The organism is Sulfuriflexus mobilis (genome assembly GCF_003967195.1).
GTDB classification, from domain to species: domain Bacteria; phylum Pseudomonadota; class Gammaproteobacteria; order AKS1; family AKS1; genus Sulfuriflexus; species Sulfuriflexus mobilis.
The window spans coordinates 530618-547804 of sequence record NZ_AP018725.1; the positions used below are offsets into that span (position 1 = coordinate 530618).

The 17187-nt window shown below is 57.5% G+C and carries 16 protein-coding genes; 6 read left to right on the top strand and 10 right to left on the bottom strand.

The genetic code is table 11. The features are described from left to right. Positions 1 to 25: 25 nt before the first annotated feature. Genes rodA through EL386_RS02725 form a run of 5 tightly spaced genes read right to left on the bottom strand, consistent with a single transcriptional unit; the run spans position 26 to position 5417 of the window. Positions 26 to 1147 carry a rod shape-determining protein RodA gene (rodA, locus tag EL386_RS02705; protein ID WP_126453056.1) on the bottom strand — a complete coding sequence of 374 codons (1122 nt, stop codon included), beginning with the start codon at positions 1145 to 1147 and terminating at the stop codon, positions 26 to 28. Continuing rightward, on the bottom strand, positions 1148 to 2989 hold the full coding sequence (gene mrdA / locus EL386_RS02710) for a penicillin-binding protein 2 (RefSeq protein WP_126453059.1): 1842 nt from the start codon (positions 2987 to 2989) through the stop codon (positions 1148 to 1150). Positions 2990 to 2991: 2 nt separating this feature from the next. Next, a complete protein-coding gene (mreD, locus tag EL386_RS02715) occupies positions 2992 to 3480 on the bottom strand; it encodes a rod shape-determining protein MreD (protein ID WP_126453062.1) in 489 nt (162 codons plus the stop codon). Then, positions 3480 to 4349 (bottom strand): rod shape-determining protein MreC, encoded by an 870-nt coding sequence (gene mreC / locus EL386_RS02720; protein ID WP_126453065.1) that lies wholly within the window; start codon positions 4347 to 4349, stop codon positions 3480 to 3482. Before mreC ends, mreD begins: the two co-directional genes overlap by 1 nt. Positions 4350 to 4370: 21 nt before the next feature. After that, on the bottom strand, positions 4371 to 5417 hold the full coding sequence (locus EL386_RS02725; protein WP_126453067.1) for a rod shape-determining protein: 1047 nt from the start codon (positions 5415 to 5417) through the stop codon (positions 4371 to 4373). 156 nt (positions 5418 to 5573) lie between these two features. Between EL386_RS02725 and gatC the strand changes: the two genes are divergently transcribed. The 3 genes from gatC to gatB all read left to right on the top strand — a co-directional run bounded on the left by gatC (position 5574) and on the right by gatB (position 9005). Continuing rightward, complete coding sequence (gatC, locus tag EL386_RS02730) at positions 5574 to 5861, top strand: Asp-tRNA(Asn)/Glu-tRNA(Gln) amidotransferase subunit GatC (RefSeq protein WP_126453070.1); 288 nt, start codon at positions 5574 to 5576, stop codon at positions 5859 to 5861. A 71-nt stretch (positions 5862 to 5932) separates the two neighbouring features. Beyond that, positions 5933 to 7387 carry an Asp-tRNA(Asn)/Glu-tRNA(Gln) amidotransferase subunit GatA gene (gatA, locus tag EL386_RS02735; RefSeq protein WP_126453073.1) on the top strand — a complete coding sequence of 485 codons (1455 nt, stop codon included), beginning with the start codon at positions 5933 to 5935 and terminating at the stop codon, positions 7385 to 7387. 181 nt (positions 7388 to 7568) lie between these two features. After that, on the top strand, positions 7569 to 9005 hold the full coding sequence (gatB, locus tag EL386_RS02740; protein ID WP_126453076.1) for an Asp-tRNA(Asn)/Glu-tRNA(Gln) amidotransferase subunit GatB: 1437 nt from the start codon (positions 7569 to 7571) through the stop codon (positions 9003 to 9005). On the opposite strand, the gene EL386_RS02745 is transcribed toward gatB, so the two are convergent. The 5 genes from EL386_RS02745 to hemA form a co-directional block, all read right to left on the bottom strand. Beyond that, a complete protein-coding gene (locus EL386_RS02745) occupies positions 9002 to 9757 on the bottom strand; it encodes a HesA/MoeB/ThiF family protein (RefSeq protein WP_126453079.1) in 756 nt (251 codons plus the stop codon). The genes gatB and EL386_RS02745 overlap by 4 nt on opposite strands. Before the next feature lie 312 nt (positions 9758 to 10069). Next, on the bottom strand, positions 10070 to 10480 hold the full coding sequence (locus EL386_RS02750) for a hypothetical protein (protein ID WP_126453082.1): 411 nt from the start codon (positions 10478 to 10480) through the stop codon (positions 10070 to 10072). Positions 10481 to 10531: 51 nt separating this feature from the next. Further along, positions 10532 to 11371, bottom strand: coding sequence for a peptide chain release factor N(5)-glutamine methyltransferase (gene prmC, locus EL386_RS02755; protein WP_126453085.1), 840 nt, complete (start codon positions 11369 to 11371; stop codon positions 10532 to 10534). Between the two features lie 11 nt (positions 11372 to 11382). After that, positions 11383 to 12465: a peptide chain release factor 1 gene (gene prfA, locus EL386_RS02760; protein ID WP_126453089.1), complete on the bottom strand. Its 1083-nt coding sequence runs from the start codon at positions 12463 to 12465 to the stop codon at positions 11383 to 11385. A gap of 72 nt (positions 12466 to 12537) precedes the next feature. Then, positions 12538 to 13797 (bottom strand): glutamyl-tRNA reductase, encoded by a 1260-nt coding sequence (hemA, locus tag EL386_RS02765; RefSeq protein WP_126453092.1) that lies wholly within the window; start codon positions 13795 to 13797, stop codon positions 12538 to 12540. Between the two features lie 130 nt (positions 13798 to 13927). On the opposite strand from hemA, the gene EL386_RS02770 reads away from it, so the two are divergent. From EL386_RS02770 to ispE, 3 genes are read left to right on the top strand one after another with little or no spacing between them, the layout of a single operon-like run. Further along, positions 13928 to 15673: a tetratricopeptide repeat protein gene (locus EL386_RS02770; RefSeq protein ID WP_172597590.1), complete on the top strand. Its 1746-nt coding sequence runs from the start codon at positions 13928 to 13930 to the stop codon at positions 15671 to 15673. Continuing rightward, a complete protein-coding gene (lolB, locus tag EL386_RS02775; protein ID WP_126453098.1) occupies positions 15670 to 16299 on the top strand; it encodes a lipoprotein insertase outer membrane protein LolB in 630 nt (209 codons plus the stop codon). Before EL386_RS02770 ends, lolB begins: the two co-directional genes overlap by 4 nt. Continuing rightward, a complete protein-coding gene (gene ispE, locus EL386_RS02780; RefSeq protein ID WP_126453101.1) occupies positions 16296 to 17141 on the top strand; it encodes a 4-(cytidine 5'-diphospho)-2-C-methyl-D-erythritol kinase in 846 nt (281 codons plus the stop codon). The genes lolB and ispE overlap by 4 nt, the downstream gene beginning before the upstream one ends. Positions 17142 to 17187: the final 46 nt, after the last annotated feature.

Here is a 17187-nt window from a genome sequence, read left to right on the forward strand (position 1 = left end):
TGTCTCTTTAAATATGTAAACATGTTTATTGTGACAACAATTTTCGGTGAGTGTGCACTGACATGAGGATACCGAAAGCAATCATCAAGGTCACCATCGATGTGCCCCCGTAGCTGACAATGGGCAGCGGCAGACCCACCACCGGCAACAAGCCGGTGACCATGCCGATGTTGACAAATATGCTGAAGAAGAAGGTGATCGCGATACTCCCGGCGAGCAGTCGACCAAAGGTATCCTGAGCCTGAGCGGCAATGTACAGGCCTCGGGCAATCACGAACAGGTACATCAGTAATAGCACGACTACCCCCATCAGGCCAAACTCCTCACCGTACACGGCAAAGATAAAGTCAGTGGAACGTTCCGGCAGGAACTCGAGGTGTGACTGGCTGCCGTTCAGCCAGCCCTTGCCATAGGTGCCACCGGAACCAATTGCGATCTTGGACTGCACGATATGCCAGCCGGCACCGAGTGGGTCGTTCTCCGGGTTCAGGAAAGTCAGAACCCGACGGCGCTGGTAGTCGTGCATGAAGTACCAGAGCAGCGGCGCAGCGGCCACGGCGGTGAAGATCGAGGCGAACACGAAGCGCCAGCGGATACCGGATAAGAGTATGACGAAGACCCCGGAACTGGCGATGAGCAGCGCGGTGCCGAGGTCAGGCTGTTTGGCGATGAGCAGGGTCGGTACGATGATCAACAGGCCACAGACGAGAATCCGCTTCGGACGTGGAGGCAGGGCGGCATCGTTCAGATACCAGGCCAGCATCATCGGCAGGGTGATCTTGATGATCTCGGATGGTTGGAAGCGAAACAGCCCAAGGTCCAGCCAGCGCTGCGCGCCCTTACTGACCACACCAAAGCCGGAGAGTACCGCGATCAGGAGGATGACGCCGATACCAAACAGCCATGGGGTCCAGAACTGGAGTTGCCGTGGAGGAACCTGGGCAATAATAAGCATGATGCCAAAGGCCACGCCAAGGCGGGTCAGTTGGCGATAAATGATGTCGATGTTCTGGTTGCTGGCGCTGTAGAGGATCACCAGGCCGAGGCTGGCAATCATAAGCAGGCCAACCAACAGGGTCAGGTCGATGTGCAGGCTACGGGCGATACTGAAGCCACGGCTATGTCTGGATTGATAGCCCTCCAGCATTTATTGATTCCTCAGCAAATAATAATCGATTAGTTTACGCGCAATGGGTGCCGCCGTCGCACTACCGCTGCCGGCATTCTCGGCGATCACGGCAATAGCGATCTGCGGGTCCTCGGCCGGGGCGAAGGCGATAAACAGCGAATGGTCGCGCAGACGCTCATCGAGCTCCTCTGCCTCGTATTCCGCGTCCTGGGCGACACCAAATACCTGTGCGGTACCGGTCTTACCGGCGATGGTGTATTTTGCCCCGGCGCCGCTGCGTCGAGCCGTGCCCCGCTCACTGTGCATGACGCGGGTCATGGCGTGAATGATGCGGTGCCAGTGCGCCGGGTCTTTTAATTCGATCGGTTTTAGGTATGTGGTCTCGCGCAAGACCGGTTCACTGTCGGCGCTCGCCTGCGTGGCATGCAGGACATTGGGTTGTACGCGTTGGCCATGCATGGCCAGCGTGGCCGTGGCACTGGCCAGTTGCAGCGGTGTGGTCAGGGTGAAGCCCTGACCGATACCGGTGATCAGGGTCTCACCCGGGAACCAGGCCTGGCGCCGTTCGCGACGTTTCCAATCGGCCGATGGCATCAACCCGGTCAACTCACCAATGATGTCGATACCGGTTTTCTGGCCGAAGCCGAAGCGGATCATGAAGTCGTGGATACGATCAATCTTGAGGCGGTGCGCGAGTTCGTAGAAATACACATCACAGGATTCGACAATGGCCACGTCCAGATCGGTCTCACCATGGCCCTGCTTTTTCCAGTCACGGTAACGGTGATCATCACCCTGTAATTCATACCAGCCGGGGCAGAAGGTGCTTTGCTTGCCGAGGCCGGCCTCAAGGCCGGCCAGGCCAATGAAGGGCTTGACGGTCGAGCCCGGGGGATACTGGCCAAGCAGGCTGCGGTTAAACAAGGGTTTGTCTTTTGAGGTGCGCAGGGCCTGGTAACTCTTGTTGTCGATCCCGGTCACAAAGGGGTTCGGGTCATAACCGGGTTTGCTCAGCAGGGTTAGTACCTCGCCGCTCTTCGGTGCCATGGCGACGATAGAACCACGGTATTTGCCGAGGGCGCGGTCGGCGAGGGCCTGCATCTCGATATCGATATTCAGATAGAGGTTCTTGCCTGGTATGGCGGGGGTCTCGTTCAATATGCGCAGGGTACGTCCCTGTGCATTGACCTCGGCTTCCTGAAAACCGACCTGACCGTGCAGGATATCTTCATAGGAACGTTCAACACCAAGTTTACCGATATGTGTGGTGGCACTGTAGTTGGCATTGTCGATGCGCTGCAGCTCGGTCTCATCGATGCGACCGACGTAACCGATGACGTGTACACCGAGTTTGCCGCGTGGATAGTAACGGATCAAACGTGCCTCGATATCGACACCTGGAAAGCGGTAGCGGTTCACGGCAAAGCGGGCAACCTCTTCCTCGTTAAGTCGAAAACGTAACGGCACACTGTCAAAGCGACGTTTTTGTTTTATCAGGCGCAGAAAGTGTTCGATGTCTTCATCGCTGATGGCAATGATTTTACGCAAGCGACTGAGCGTGTCATCCATATTGGAGACTTGCTCAGGGGTCAGTTCGAGACTGAAGGAGGGGATATTCTCCGCAAGTAAAACACCATTGCGGTCATATATCAGGCCGCGGGTTGGGGGAACCGAGACGATCTTGACGCGGTTTTTATGCGACAGCGTTTCATAGTGCTCATGGTTAATAACCTGCAGGTAGACAAGGCGTGAGACGATGGTGAGCATAAGGAGAACAATGATAACAAAGGCAATGACCGCCCGTTGGCCAAACAGATGTGTTTCGCGGGCGTGGTCCTTAATCGTCAGGTATCTGGGCATGCCTACTGGACCCGGAAGTGACGACGTATGCCTCGCATAACAACAAACAACCATGGCCACAAGGCAGCACTAATCAGTGAGGGTAGCCAGTAAGTCCAGCTACGCGGTGGTGTGTTGATGATGCCGTGTATCCAGAGGTTGATCATTTCAGCCATTGCCACCAGTACCAGTATGGCAAAGGCCTGTTGCATGAGTGGAAAGACCCGAATGCGTTGATGTAACTTGAGTGTCAAGAAGGCAACAATGGCCAGGGACAGTGCGTGCTGGCCAAGCAGGCTACCGGTGGTGACGTCCAACATCAGACCAGCAAGCCAGGCCCAACCGATGCCGATTCGATCCGGCAAGGCCATACACCAGTAAATCAGTACCAGGGTGACCCATTCAGGACGAATATGTTGTGCCCATTCCGGCAGGGGCAGCATGGCGAGCAACAGGGCGACAATAATGCTCGCCAGAATAATGCCGCCACCTTTATGTTGTATCGGTGGCATCAGCCTTTGCTCCCGCCCACATCAGACTGCATGGGTTCATCGAGTGGATTCTCTGCAGGCCAGACCAGCAGGACCTCGCGGCTGCGTTGTATGTGTGCGGTAGGCTCGGCAATCACGTGCAGGTAGGCACGTCCGGGAATATTATTGGTACTGGAGACCCGCGCCACCGGGTAACCGGCCGGGAAGCGGCCGCCGAGTCCGGAACTGACCAGCAGGTCACCTTCCTGCAAGAGTGTGTTGCTAGGTATGTGCAGGAGTTCCAGTTCATTCGGGCGACCGGTGCCAACGGCAATGGCGCGCTGGCCGGTACGGTTCATCTGGATAGGCAGGGCATGGCTCGGATCGGTGATCAGCATGGCGATGCTGGAATAGCGACTGACGTGAATGACCTGACCGATGATGCCGTCAGCATCAAGCAGTGGCTGGCCGATGTAGACGCCACTGTTACTACCCTTGTTAATGACGATCTGGCGTGTAAAGGGGTCCAGGTCGACGCGTAACAACTCCGCGATCAGAACCTTGTCACCAACCTTGAAAGACGAGTCGAGCAAGGTTCGCAGGCGCATATTCTCGGCTTCGATCGCTGAGAACTTTTGTAACTGACCCTTGAGTAACAGATTCTTGGTGCGGAGTTCTTCATTTTCAGACAAGAGATGTGCACGCGTAGAAATATTTTCATCGATGCTATCAATAATAACAAACGGCAGATCGATCGCCTGCCGCAAAGGCTCCAGAATTAGACTAAGGCCGGAGCGTAAATTCTCAAGATATTGATAGCGGTGATCCATTGTCATCATAACAATAGATATGATGACAAACAGGATCAGGCGTGCGCTGAGCAGTGGGCCTTGTGAAAAAAGCGATTTGATAGTTGCTTCCCGTCTCGCACCTTATTCCAGATCAAAGATGTCGATACTATGTTCATCGATCATCTCAAGTACTCGGCCACCGCCACGTGCAACACAAGTCAAAGGATCCTCGGCAACGATAACGGGCAGGCCGGTTTCTTCCGAAAGTAGTTTATCCAGATCTCGTAACAGTGCACCACCACCCGTCAGTACCATACCGCGTTCAGCAACATCAGAACCAAGTTCTGGTGGCGTTTGTTCGAGTGCGGTTTTAACGGCACTGACGATACCTGACAGGGGCTCCTGCAAGGCCTCAAGTATCTCGTTACTGTTCAGGGTGAAACTGCGCGGCACACCTTCGGCGAGGTTGCGACCCTTAACCTCAAGTTCCTTGACTTCATTGGCAGGGAAAGCCGCACCAATTTCGAGTTTGATCTTCTCGGCGGTGGATTCACCGATGAGACTGCCGTAGTTACGACGCACATAACTGATAATGGCTTCATCGAAGCGGTCACCACCGATACGAACTGAGGCAGAGTAAACAATACCGTTCAGAGAGATCACGGCGACTTCGGTAGTACCACCACCAATGTCGAGTACCATGGAGCCTTGTGCTTCACCGACAGGCATGCCGGCACCGATCGCGGCGGCCATTGGTTCGTCGATGAGATAGACTTCACGCGCACCGGCACCGAGTGCTGACTCGCGAATCGCGCGACGTTCGACCTGTGTTGAACCACACGGTACACAGACAACAACACGAGGACTGGGGCGGAAGAATTTTGTTTCATGCACTTTATGAATAAAGGCCTGCAACATTTTTTCGGTGACGTTGAAGTCGGCAATTACTCCATCCTTGAGCGGGCGAATGGCAGTGATGTTACCCGGTGTGCGACCGAGCATCATTTTTGCCTCGGCACCGACGGCAGCGATGCTCTTCGCGCCACTGCTGCCTCGGTCCTGACGAATGGCCACTACCGAGGGTTCGTTGAGGACGATCCCCTGGCCGCGTGCATAAATAAGGGTGTTGGCGGTACCAAGGTCGATGGAGAGGTCGGTAGAGAAAAGGCCGCGTAAAGAGTTTAACATGCTGTTATTTGTCCCGTTTATACTGGAATACTGCTTAAATATTCCGCTACTCTATCAATGCGCAGGGTTTTGGGCAAGGCGCTAACTGTGATAAGTTTCGCATCCTGAATCTGCTATGAAAGTTTTCCCGAACGGGCCCCTGAGAACGGAGTTGATATGTCCCTGAGTCGTGACGATGTCGAAAAGATCGCCCACCTGGCGAGGTTGGCCATTAGTGAGGCGGATATTCCGGATTATGCGAGTGATTTGTCGAATATCCTGGGCCTGGTCGATCAGATGGAGGCGGTGGCTACCGATGCCGTCACCCCGATGGCGCATCCATTGAACATGGCGCAACGTCTGCGCCCGGATGTGGTGACCGAGGCCGACCAGCGTGATCGGTTTCAGGAAAACTCGCCGAGTGTTGAGAATGGCCTGTTCCTGGTACCACAGGTCCTTGAGTGAGCCAGGGTGAGGCCGGAGACCTGTCCGGTCTGCACATACCTTTATATACCTAATCAGTTAATTGAAGCCGCATGCATAACAAGACCATTAGTGAATTAGCCGCCGCGCTACGCGCCGGGGAGTTTTCCAGCGAGGAGCTGACCCGCGCTTATCTTCAGCGTATTCAGGCACTTGACCCGCAGCTTAACAGCTATATCAGTGTGACCGAAGAACCGGCCCTGGTCATGGCGCGCGCCGCCGATGCCCGCATCAAGGCCGGTGACGCATCACCGCTGACCGGCATCCCGATCGCGCAAAAGGACATTTTTTGCACCGAGGGTGTGAAAACCAGTTGTGGTTCGCGCATGCTGGATAACTTCATCTCGCCGTATAACGCCACCACCGTCGAGCGGTTCAATGCCGATGGTGCCGTGCTGCTTGGCAAGACCAATATGGACGAATTCGCCATGGGGTCGTCGAATGAGACCAGTTTCTATGGCCCGGTACGCAACCCATGGAACACCGACACCGTACCCGGCGGCTCCTCCGGTGGCGCGGCCGCCTGTGTCGCAGCCCGTCTGGCCCCGGCCGCCACGGGTACCGATACCGGTGGTTCGATCCGCCAGCCAGCCGCGCTGTGTGGCATTACCGGCCTGAAACCGACCTATGGGCGTGTTTCCCGCTACGGCATGATTGCCTTTGCCTCGAGTCTTGACCAGGCCGGGCCGATGACGCGTAGCGCCGAGGATGCCGCCATTATGCTCAATACCATGGCCGGTTTTGATGTGCGCGACTCGACCAGTGTCGATCGCGAGGTGCCGGATTACACCGCCAGCCTGAACGATTCTATCGAGGGCCTGAAGATAGGCCTGCCGAAGGAATATTTCGGTGAGGGCCTGGACCCCGAGGTCGGCAAACAGGTCGAGGCCGCGATTAAGGAGTTCGAGGCGCTGGGCGCCACGGTGCAGGCGATCAGCCTGCCGAATACCCACCTGGCCGTGCCGACCTACTATGTGGTTGCGCCGGCCGAGTGTTCCTCGAACCTGTCGCGCTTTGACGGTGTACGCTTTGGTTATCGCTGCGACAACCCGGTTGACCTTGAAGATATGTACAAACGTTCGCGCGGTGAGGGCTTCGGTGCCGAGGTCAAGCGCCGCATCATGATTGGCACCTATGCGCTGTCTGCCGGTTATTACGACGCCTATTACCTGAAGGCGCAGCGTATTCGCCACCTGATCAGTAATGATTTCAAACAGGCCTTTGAACAGGTCGATGTCATTATGGGGCCGACCTCGCCGGACGTGGCCTTTGGTCTGGGTGAAAAGGCCGATGACCCGATCACTATGTATCTGTCGGATATCTACACGATCGCCTGCAACCTGGCCGGTCTGCCGGGCATGTCGGTGCCGGCGGGCTTTGCCAGGGGCCTGCCGGTAGGGCTGCAGATGATCGGCAATTATTTTGACGAGGCGCGCCTGCTCAATGTGGCGCACCGCTTCCAACAGGCCACCGACTGGCATACGCGCGTGCCGGAAGCCTTTAAATAGCAGTTATTATTGATGAAAGATAAACGCCCAACGCAAAGGCACTTGGCTCACAGAACGCTTTCAGCGTTCATTGTGAGTACCCTACCCGTACCGGGTCAGGGCAAGGTTGCAAAGTCTTTATTAAAAAATCTCTGCGGTTTTTGCATTCTCGGCGTCTCTGCGTTGTAAGAGGGTTAAAAAGATGGATTGGGAAGTTGTTATCGGGCTGGAAATTCATGCCCAACTCGCCACCCGGAGCAAGATCTTTTCCGGTGCCTCGACCACCTATGGTGCAACACCGAATACCCAGGCCTGTGCCGTCGACCTGGGTTTGCCTGGCGTCTTGCCGGTGCTGAACGAGGAGGCGGTGCGCATGGCAGTGAAGTTTGCCCTGGCCACCGGTGCCGAGATCGGCCGCAAGAATGTCTTCGCACGTAAAAACTATTTTTACCCCGATCTGCCGAAGGGCTACCAGATCAGCCAGATGGACCTGCCTATAGTCGGCAAGGGCACGCTGGACATTCGTCTCGAAGACGGCACGGTGAAAACGGTTGGCCTTACCCGTGCCCATCTTGAGGAAGATGCGGGTAAATCCCTGCACGAAGACTTCCATGGCATGACCGGTATCGACCTGAACCGTGCCGGTACACCCTTGCTGGAGATCGTCTCGGAACCGGACATGCGTTCGGCGAAAGAGGCCGTCGCCTACATGAAAAAGATCCACTCCTTGGTGACCTATATTGGCATCTGTGATGGCAACATGGCCGAGGGTTCTTTCCGCTGTGATGCCAATGTCTCGGTGCGGCCGAAGGGTCAGGCCGAATACGGCACGCGTGCCGAACTGAAGAACCTCAATTCCTTCCGTTTCGTCGAGCGGGCGATCAATCTCGAGGTTGAGCGCCAGATTGAAGTCATCGAAGACGGTGGCCAGGTCATACAGGAGACCCGCCTCTACGATGCCGACAACAACGAGACCCGCTCGATGCGTTCCAAGGAAGAGGCCAATGATTATCGTTACTTCCCGGACCCGGACCTGTTGCCGGTGATCATCGATGACGAGACCATTGAGGCCGTGCGTGCGACCCTGCCGGAATTGCCAGATGCCAAGCAGCAACGTTTTGTCAGTGAGTATGGTCTATCGGATTACGATGCCGAGGTTCTGACCAGCAGCCGTGAACAGGCCGATTTCTACGAGGCCGTGGTCAAGGCCGCCGGGGGCGAGGCAAAGACTTGTGCCAACTGGGTCATGGTCGACCTCACCGGTGCCCTCAATAAGGTCTCACAAGGGCTAGCTGAAAGTCCGGTGAACGCCGCGCAACTGGGTGGCCTGGTCAGGCGTATCGCCGACAAGACCCTCTCCGGCAAGCTCGCCAAGCAGGTCTTTGAGGCGATGTGGGCCGGTGAGGGTGATGCCGATAGCATCATTGAGGACAAGGGCCTGAAGCAGGTCACCGATACAGGGGCTATCGAAAAGGTCGTCGACGAGATCATCGCCAGCAACCCGCAACAGGTCGAGCAGTATCGTGCGGGCAAGGACAAGGTCTTCGGCTTCTTTGTCGGCCAGGTCATGAAGGTCATGCAGGGCAAGGCCAACCCGGCCCAGGTCAACGAGCTGCTGAAGGAAAAGCTGAAGGGCTAGTCCTGAACGGCCTCGCCACAGGCCGGGCAGTTGGAGTCCTTGCGCAGGTTCATGGTTCGCCACTCCATGCGCAGGGCGTCGAAGACCTGCAATTTGCCGGCCAGGGTCTCGCCGAGATCAAGCAGGAGCTTGAGCGCCTCGAGGGCCTGCAGGCTGCCGAGCACACCAACTACCGGCGCGAGCACGCCATTCTCTGAGCAGCTGGTATTCTCCTCCCCCGTGTCCTGGTACAGGCATTGGTAGCAGGGGGCGTCGTCCTCATCACAACGAAACACGCCGAGCTGACCCTCCATACGGATCGCCGCGGCCGAGACCAGTGGTTTGCGCTCGGCGAGGCAGGCGCGGTTGACCATAAAGCGCGTGGCAAAGTTATCACTGCCATCGAGGACCACATCCACCCCGGCAATCGCCTTACCAAGTTCGGCCTCGTCGAGACGGGCATTAATCGTGTTGATAGTAATCAGCGGGTTGATGGCCTGCAAATGAGTCTTCGCCGAGTCGGTCTTGGCGCGGCCGATGTCTGCGGTGCTGTGCAGGATCTGACGCTGCAGGTTGGATAAGTCGACGTCATCAAAATCGACCAGGGTCAGTGTACCGACGCCGGCAGCGGCCAGGTATAGGGCCAGCGGTGAGCCGAGGCCGCCCAGGCCAAGGATCAGGGCATGCGAGTCGGCCAGTCGCTGCTGACCCTCAATACCGACTTGCGGCAGCATGATCTGGCGACTATAGCGCAGGAGTTCATCATCGTTCATAGGGCACAGGGTAAAGACAAAAGGCGAAAGATAAAAGTGTCAGATATTTGTTTTACCGCAAAGGTCGCGAAGGGACGCGAAGGAAAGGCTTATATACTTAAAAACCCTCGTCATACTGGCGCATGCCAGTATCCCGCATGTTGATTTAGAATACTGGATTTCGGCCTGCACTTAGATCATCTTCGATGATCATTAAGTACTTACTGAACCTTGTTCTGGTCGCGCCGGAATGACGTGCCTGTACAGGCATACCGGCCTGCATTGATTTTTCGTCGCGTTACTTTGCGACCTTTGCGGTTAATGCTTTTAACGTCAGAGGTACTTTCGCCAGTGGTTCGGGCGCTCGTCACGGCAACCGTGGGGCAGGCGCTGGTAACGATCAATAAAGATATCCCGGGTCGTTTTGCTGTCGTGAACATGGCCCATGTTCACGCGCTGGGTTTCTTCGGTGTAGTAATAAAGGGAACGACGCAGCTTGTTGAACAGGCTGTTATCGAGATGAAAGCCGACCTCGATGAGGGCATTCTCAGTGATTTGTAGAGACAGGTTGCGCAGGTCATAACTGACCTGCAGGCAGATGGCCGAGACCGGGTGCAGGCCAACAATACCCTCGACGTCAGCGAGCAACAACATGGCGGCGTGCGCCGGTGCCGCGTCCTTTGCATGCAGGCTGCAAAAGTGAATCTCGCGGTGCTTGGTATAGTCGCGATGCGCATTATCCATACCCTCATCCTAGAACGACGGGACAAATATGCAAGGGTTTTTTGTCGGCAATCAGGGCAGGCGGGCGAGGCTGAGGCGGTCATTTTGGCCGCTATCTTGCAGGGTTTTCGCCTCGGCATAACCGGCGGTGGTAAACAGCTCGCGCAGGTGTTGGCCCTGGTCGTAGCCGTGTTCGATGAGCAGCCAGCCACCGCTGACCAGGTGGTGTTTGGCCTGGTCGAGGATCAGGCGAATGGCATCGAGACCGTCCTCACCGGCAACCAGCGCCAGGCGTGATTCGAAACGCACATCCCCCTGCTCGAGGTGGGGGTCTGCGGCGCGGATATAGGGCGGGTTACTGACGATCATCTCGAATTTTTCGCCCTCGTCGAAGGCGCTGCACCAGTCGCTGTGGCGGAACTCGATATTATTCAGCCCGAGTTTGTGGGCATTGGCCTGGGCCACGGCCAGCGCCGCGGTGGAGAGGTCGCAGGCGACGATCCGGCAGCGTGGCCGTTCGCTGGCGATGGCCAGCGCAATGGCACCACTGCCGGTGCCGAGATCGGCAATCTGCCAGTTGGCGTCTGCCGGAATGTGTGCGAGTGCCTGTTCGACCAACAGTTCGGTATCGGGTCGCGGGATCAGGGTGTCGGCGCTGACCTGCAGGGGCAGGGACCAGAACTCGCGTTCTCCGGTCAGGTGCGCGACCGGCTCACCGGCGGCACGGCGGGCGACGAGCAGGTTGAAGGCCTGTTCGGTCTCGGCATCGACCTCGGCCTCGGCATAGGCACGCAGGTAACTACGCGACTTGTGCAGGGCGTGAGAGAGCAGTACCTCGGCATCAAGTCGCGGGCTGCCCGAGTCGGTAAATTGACGGATAGCCTCTTCAAGCAGTGTGTCGATGCGAGTCATATTAGACGTCGTTAATCGCCCATGGCGGCGAGCAGGTCGGCCTGATATTCGTGGCGCAGTGGCTCAATAATCTGGTCCAGGTCGCCTTCCATGATGTCGTCGAGTTTATAGAGGGTCAGGTTGATACGGTGATCGGTCATGCGCCCCTGTGGGAAGTTGTAGGTGCGGATGCGCTCGGAACGGTCACCACTGCCGATAAGGTTACGGCGCTGCTCGGCCTGCTCGCTTTGTTGTTTGTCTTGCACCGTACTCAGCAGACGTGCCTGCAATAGTGACATGGCCTGTGCACGGTTCTTATGCTGGGAACGCTGGTCCTGGCACTCGACGACGGTGCCGGTCGGCAAATGAGTGATGCGGATCGCCGAGTCGGTCTTGTTAACATGCTGACCACCGGCCCCGGAGGCGCGGAAGGTATCGATTTTCAGATCGGCCGGGTTGATCTCGATCGCCTCGACCTCGTCGACCTCGGGCATGACCGCCACGGTGCAGGCCGAGGTATGGATGCGGCCCTGTGACTCGGTCTCGGGCACACGCTGCACGCGGTGGCCACCGGATTCAAATTTGAGCCGCGAGTACACGTCTTTACCGATTACGCGCACAACGATTTCTTTGTAACCGCCATGTTCACCTTCGTGCTCACTGATGATCTCGATCTTCCAGCCGACCTGTTCGGCATAGCGGCTGTACATGCGAAACAGGTTACCGGCAAAGATCGCTGCCTCATCACCGCCGGCACCGGCACGGATTTCGAGAAAGACGTTGCTCTCGTCGTGCGGGTCGGTGGGTAATAACAGAACCTGTAACTCAGCATCGAGCGCCTCGCTACGTTGCTTGGCCTCGGTAACTTCCTCCGCAGCCATTTCGCGCATCTCGGCATCGTCTTCCTCGAGCATGGCTCTGGCGGCCTCAATATCCTCAAGCGCCTGGCGGTATTGCTGGTAACTGGCGACGATCGGGTTCAGCTGGGCATATTCCTTTGAAAGCTCACGGAAGCGGTTGTTGTCATTGATCGTATCAGGCTCGGCGAGCAAGGCATTGATCTCTTCAAGGCGCTCGCTGAGGGTATCTAGTTTGTTACGAATGGAATCTTTCACAGTCTCTGTCCGGGGTTACGTGATATGTCGAAAGGCCAGGGGGCTCTGGCGGACTAAAATCGCTGAGGGCAGCTAGGGCTCGTTGCCAAGGTCAAACAGTTCATGCACGGTGTCGAGCATATCCAGGCGGCCATCATAACTGGCCTGACGAATTTGAACGCTTGGAGTATGGGTGAGCTTGTTGGTGAGCAGGCGGGCGAGTTCTCGCATCACCTGTTCCGGGTTCTCGCCACGTTCGAGTTGTGCGAGGGCGCGAAGTAGTGTCTCGTCACGCAGGTGTTCGGCCTGTTCGCGGAAGGCGCGAATGGTCGAGATCGATTCGAGAGAGCGCATCCAGCCCATGAAGTGCGTCACTTGCGTGTCGATGATCTCTTCGGCCTGGTGGGCGGCATCCTGACGGGATTTGATATTTTCCTCGATGATTTCCTGCAGGTCATCGACGCTGTAGAGATACACGTCATCGAGCTCATCGACCTCGGGTTCGATGTCACGCGGCACGGCGATATCGACCATGAACATGGGTTTGTGCTTGCGCTGCTTGAGTGCGCTCTCGACACTGCCCTTGCCAAGGATCGGCAGGGTGCTGGCGGTCGAGGAGATCACGATGTCGGCCTCGGCAAGGTGTTTCGGCATCTCGGCCAGGGCTATGGCATAGCCATCGAGTTCAGAGGCCAGGGCATGGGCGCGCTCGACGGTGCGGTTGGCAATAATGATACGGCCAATACCACTGTCTTTCAGGTGACGGGCGGCCAGTTCAATGGTCTCACCGGCACCGATCAGCAACACCGTGCTGTCGCTGAGGTCACCGAATATCTGCTTGGCTAGCGAGACGGCGGCGAAGGCCACCGACACCGGGCTGTGACCGATGGCGGTATCGGTACGGATTTGCTTTGCTACCGAGAAGGTATGCTGGAACAGCTTCGACAGCGTCTTGCCGATGGTGCCGGCCTCGCTGGCCAACTGGTAGGCATCCTTCATCTGGCCGAGGATCTGCGGCTCACCGAGTACCATTGAATCGAGACCACTGGCGACGCGCAGCATGTGGCGTACGGCGTGCTGGTCCGGGTGGCGGTAAACATAAGGTTCGAGCTCGCTGCGCTCGAGGCGATGGAACTCTTCGAGCCACTTGAGGACTACATCTGTGTCGCCGGCGTCGAGACCGCAATAGACCTCGGTGCGGTTACAGGTGGAGAGGATCGCGGCCTCGTTAACGGCGGTACGCTCAATCAGGTCCTGCAGGGCGTGTAGCAGGGACTCCGGCGTAAACGCTACGCGTTCGCGGATAGCCACCGGGGCGGTCTGATGATTGATGCCAAAAGCGAGCAGGGACATGGTTTCTATATATTTAACATGTGGCGAAAAAAGACATTATACTGAAAATTACACGATGAGCCGTGTTTGTGCTCGTTAAAAGGTTATGGTCCGGCGTGGCGGGAGGCCGCCCGGTGGAGAAAAGGGTGTTATGAAAGGCATTTTTAGGCAGATTTCAGTAGGTTTTGGCGTATTACTCCTCAGTGGCTGCACCTTATTGGCACCCCAACCGGTGGCTGATATTGAGGCATCCGGTCCCCCGGCAGAGCCTGCCGGGGGCGAAACCGCCAAGGTCGATGCCGATCTGCCCAATATCAATCTGGATGGGCCGCTGCTGTTTACCCTGTTGTCGGGTGAGCTGGCCGGTCACCGTGGGGACCTCGACCTGGCGGCCAGCCAGTACCTGCGGGCGGCCCAGCTGACCCGTGACCCGCGGATTGTCGAGCGGGCCGTGCAGGTGGCGAACTTTGCCAAGCGTGATAAAGAGGCACTGGAGGCTGCCGCCCTGTGGGTAGAGATCGCCCCTGATCTGCTGGCGGCCCATTACACCTACGCAACGATGTTGCTGCGTAACGGCGAGAACGCCGCGGCATTGGAGGCCTTCGACCTCATTGTGCAGAAGGAAAACAGCGAGACCTCGGTGTTTATCACGATTGGCAAACAGCTGGTTCGCGAATCCCAGCGTGATGCGGCCCTGGATGTGATGCAAAGGCTGGCACTTCGTTATCGCCACATCGCCGCTGCACATTTTGCCCTGAGCGCGCTGGCCGAAAATTCAGGCAAGCTGAAGCTGGCCGAGAGCGCGGTGCGCGAGGCCATTACACTGAAACCGAACTGGCTGGAGGCGCAGAACCAGCTGGCGAGGCTGTTACACCTGCAAGGCGAGACCGAGCAGGCCCTGGATATACTGCGTAAGGTCCTTGAGTCAGAGCCAGACAACAAGATCGTGCGCCTGAGTTACGCCCGCCTGCTGGTTGATGTCAAACAACTTGATGCCGCGCGTGTGGAATTTGAACACCTCGCCGAACAGGCCCCGGGGAATGAGGATATTCTCTATGCACTGGGGATACTCGCCTTGCAGGCCGATGATCTTGATGCCGCTGAGCGCTATATGAAACAGCTCGCCGGTGACAGCAAACGTAGTCTTGAGGCGGCCTATTACCTGGGACAGATCGCCGAACAACGCAAACAACCCCTGAAGGCAATTCGCTGGTATGCCGAGATACGGCATGGGGAGTATGCCTTCGACGCACAAATGCGCACCATCTCGCTACTCGCCGAACAGGGTGAGATAGAGGCTGCGTTGGAACGCGTGCAGGCGATCCCGGCACGTGGTGAGGCACAACAAGTGCGTCTCTATCTGGTCGAAGGTGATGTGTTGCGTCACGCCGAGCGTTACGCGGACGCCATGTCACTGTACAACGCCGCCCTGGAAAAATTGCCGGGGAATAATGACCTGCTTTATGCCCGGGCACTCATGGCCGAGCGGGTGGACCGTCTGGATATTCTGATTGCCGACCTGCAGGCCGTGCTCAAGAGCGAGCCGGATAATGCCCATGCCCTGAATGCCCTCGGTTATTCCCTGGCGGATCGCACCCAGCGTTTTGACGAGGCGGAAAAATATATCCAGCGCGCCTTTGCCTTGTTACCGGACGACCCAGCCATCATCGACAGCATGGGCTGGTTGCAGTATCGACTGGGTAACCATGCAGAGGCCATTAAACACCTGACCCGTGCCTACGACCTGAACGACGACGGCGAGATCGCCGCCCACCTTGGCGAGGTGTTATGGATGGCCGGGAAGCAAAAGCAGGCACAAAAGGTCTGGCGGCGGGCACTGAAAAAGTCACCGAATGACAAGAAGGTACTTGAGGCCATGCAGCGTCTGGCCAAATGATGCGTCGTTGGCTTTATCTTTGCGGGGTGCTGCTCAGCGGTTGTGAGATGTTGCCGGTCAGCGAGGCGCCGATCGGGGTCGGGGGCGATCCCCGTGCGGCCTGGGCACAGCACCAGTTACAACTAAACAGTCTTGAGGCCTGGACACTGGACGGGCGTATCTCCCTGCGGCATGAAGATGAGGCCTGGCATGCCAGCCTGCGCTGGCAGCAGATCGACAGCGCTTACCACATCAATCTGTTTGGTCCTTTTGGGCAGGGCGCGGTGCAACTCGATGGCAGCCCGCAGGGTGTAACCCTGCAACACAATGGCGAGACCGTGCAGTCCAACGATGCCGAGCAGTTATTGCGGCAGCACCTGGGTCTGCAGGTGCCGGTTAACGGCCTGCGTTATTGGGCTGTGGGGCTTGCCGCCCCCGATAGTGGATATCAACAAGAGCTGGACCCTGCTGGTCGCCTGGCCGTGTTACACCAGAACGGCTGGCGGGTGCGTTACCGTGGCTACGTGAGCGTGCAGGGCTTTAGCCTGCCCGGCAAGGTCTTCCTCGACCATGATGGGCTGGATGTCCGCCTGGTGGTCGACCAGTGGCAGGCTGTCGGGACGCCCGTCGCCGGGATGGGTGGATGAGCACGCCAGGCTGGCCGGCTCCGGCAAAGCTCAACCTGTTTTTGCACATCACGGCGCGCCGGGCCGATGGCATGCACGCGCTGCAGACCCTGTTCCAGTTCCTGGATGTGGGCGACACCCTGTATTTCGAGCCTCGGGAAGATGGCAGACTCAGTCTGCAGGGCCGAGTGGCGGGTGTTGCCGAGGAAGAGAATCTGGTCATGCGGGCCGCACGTTGCCTGCAGGCCGAGACAGGCACTCGCCTGGGGGCCAATATCCGGCTTGAGAAACGCCTGCCCGCAGGGGGCGGCCTCGGGGGCGGCAGCTCCGATGCGGCGACGACGCTGGTGGCCCTGAACCGGCTCTGGCGGACCAGTTTGTCGGTTGACGAGCTGGCCAGGCTGGGCCTGACACTGGGTGCCGACGTACCGGTTTTTGTGCAAGGCAAGGCCGCCTGGGCCGAAGGGGTGGGGGAGAAATTCACGGCGGCGAGCCCGCCCGAACCCTGGTATCTGCTGGTGGTACCGGATTGTGAAGTCAGTACGGCGGCAGTCTTTTCCGCCCCGGAATTGACACGTGACTGCCAGCCCATCACAATACGCGACTTTCTGTCTGGTCAGACAACAAATGTCTGCGAGGCGGTGGTTCGCAAACATTACCCTGCTGTCGATAAGGCGTTGAAATGGCTGGGCCAGTTTGCCCCGGCAAGGATGACCGGGACCGGTAGTTGTGTGTTTGCGGCCTTTGAAAATAAGGCGCAAGCGGCTGAGATTTTGCGTAAAATACCGGCAGAATGGCAGGGGTTTGTGGCCAAAGGTTGTAACCGATCACCTTTATTAGAAAGGTTGGCCGCGGAGAGTTGATGATTTATGCATGCTGATGAATGACAAGTTTAATTCATCAATCAGC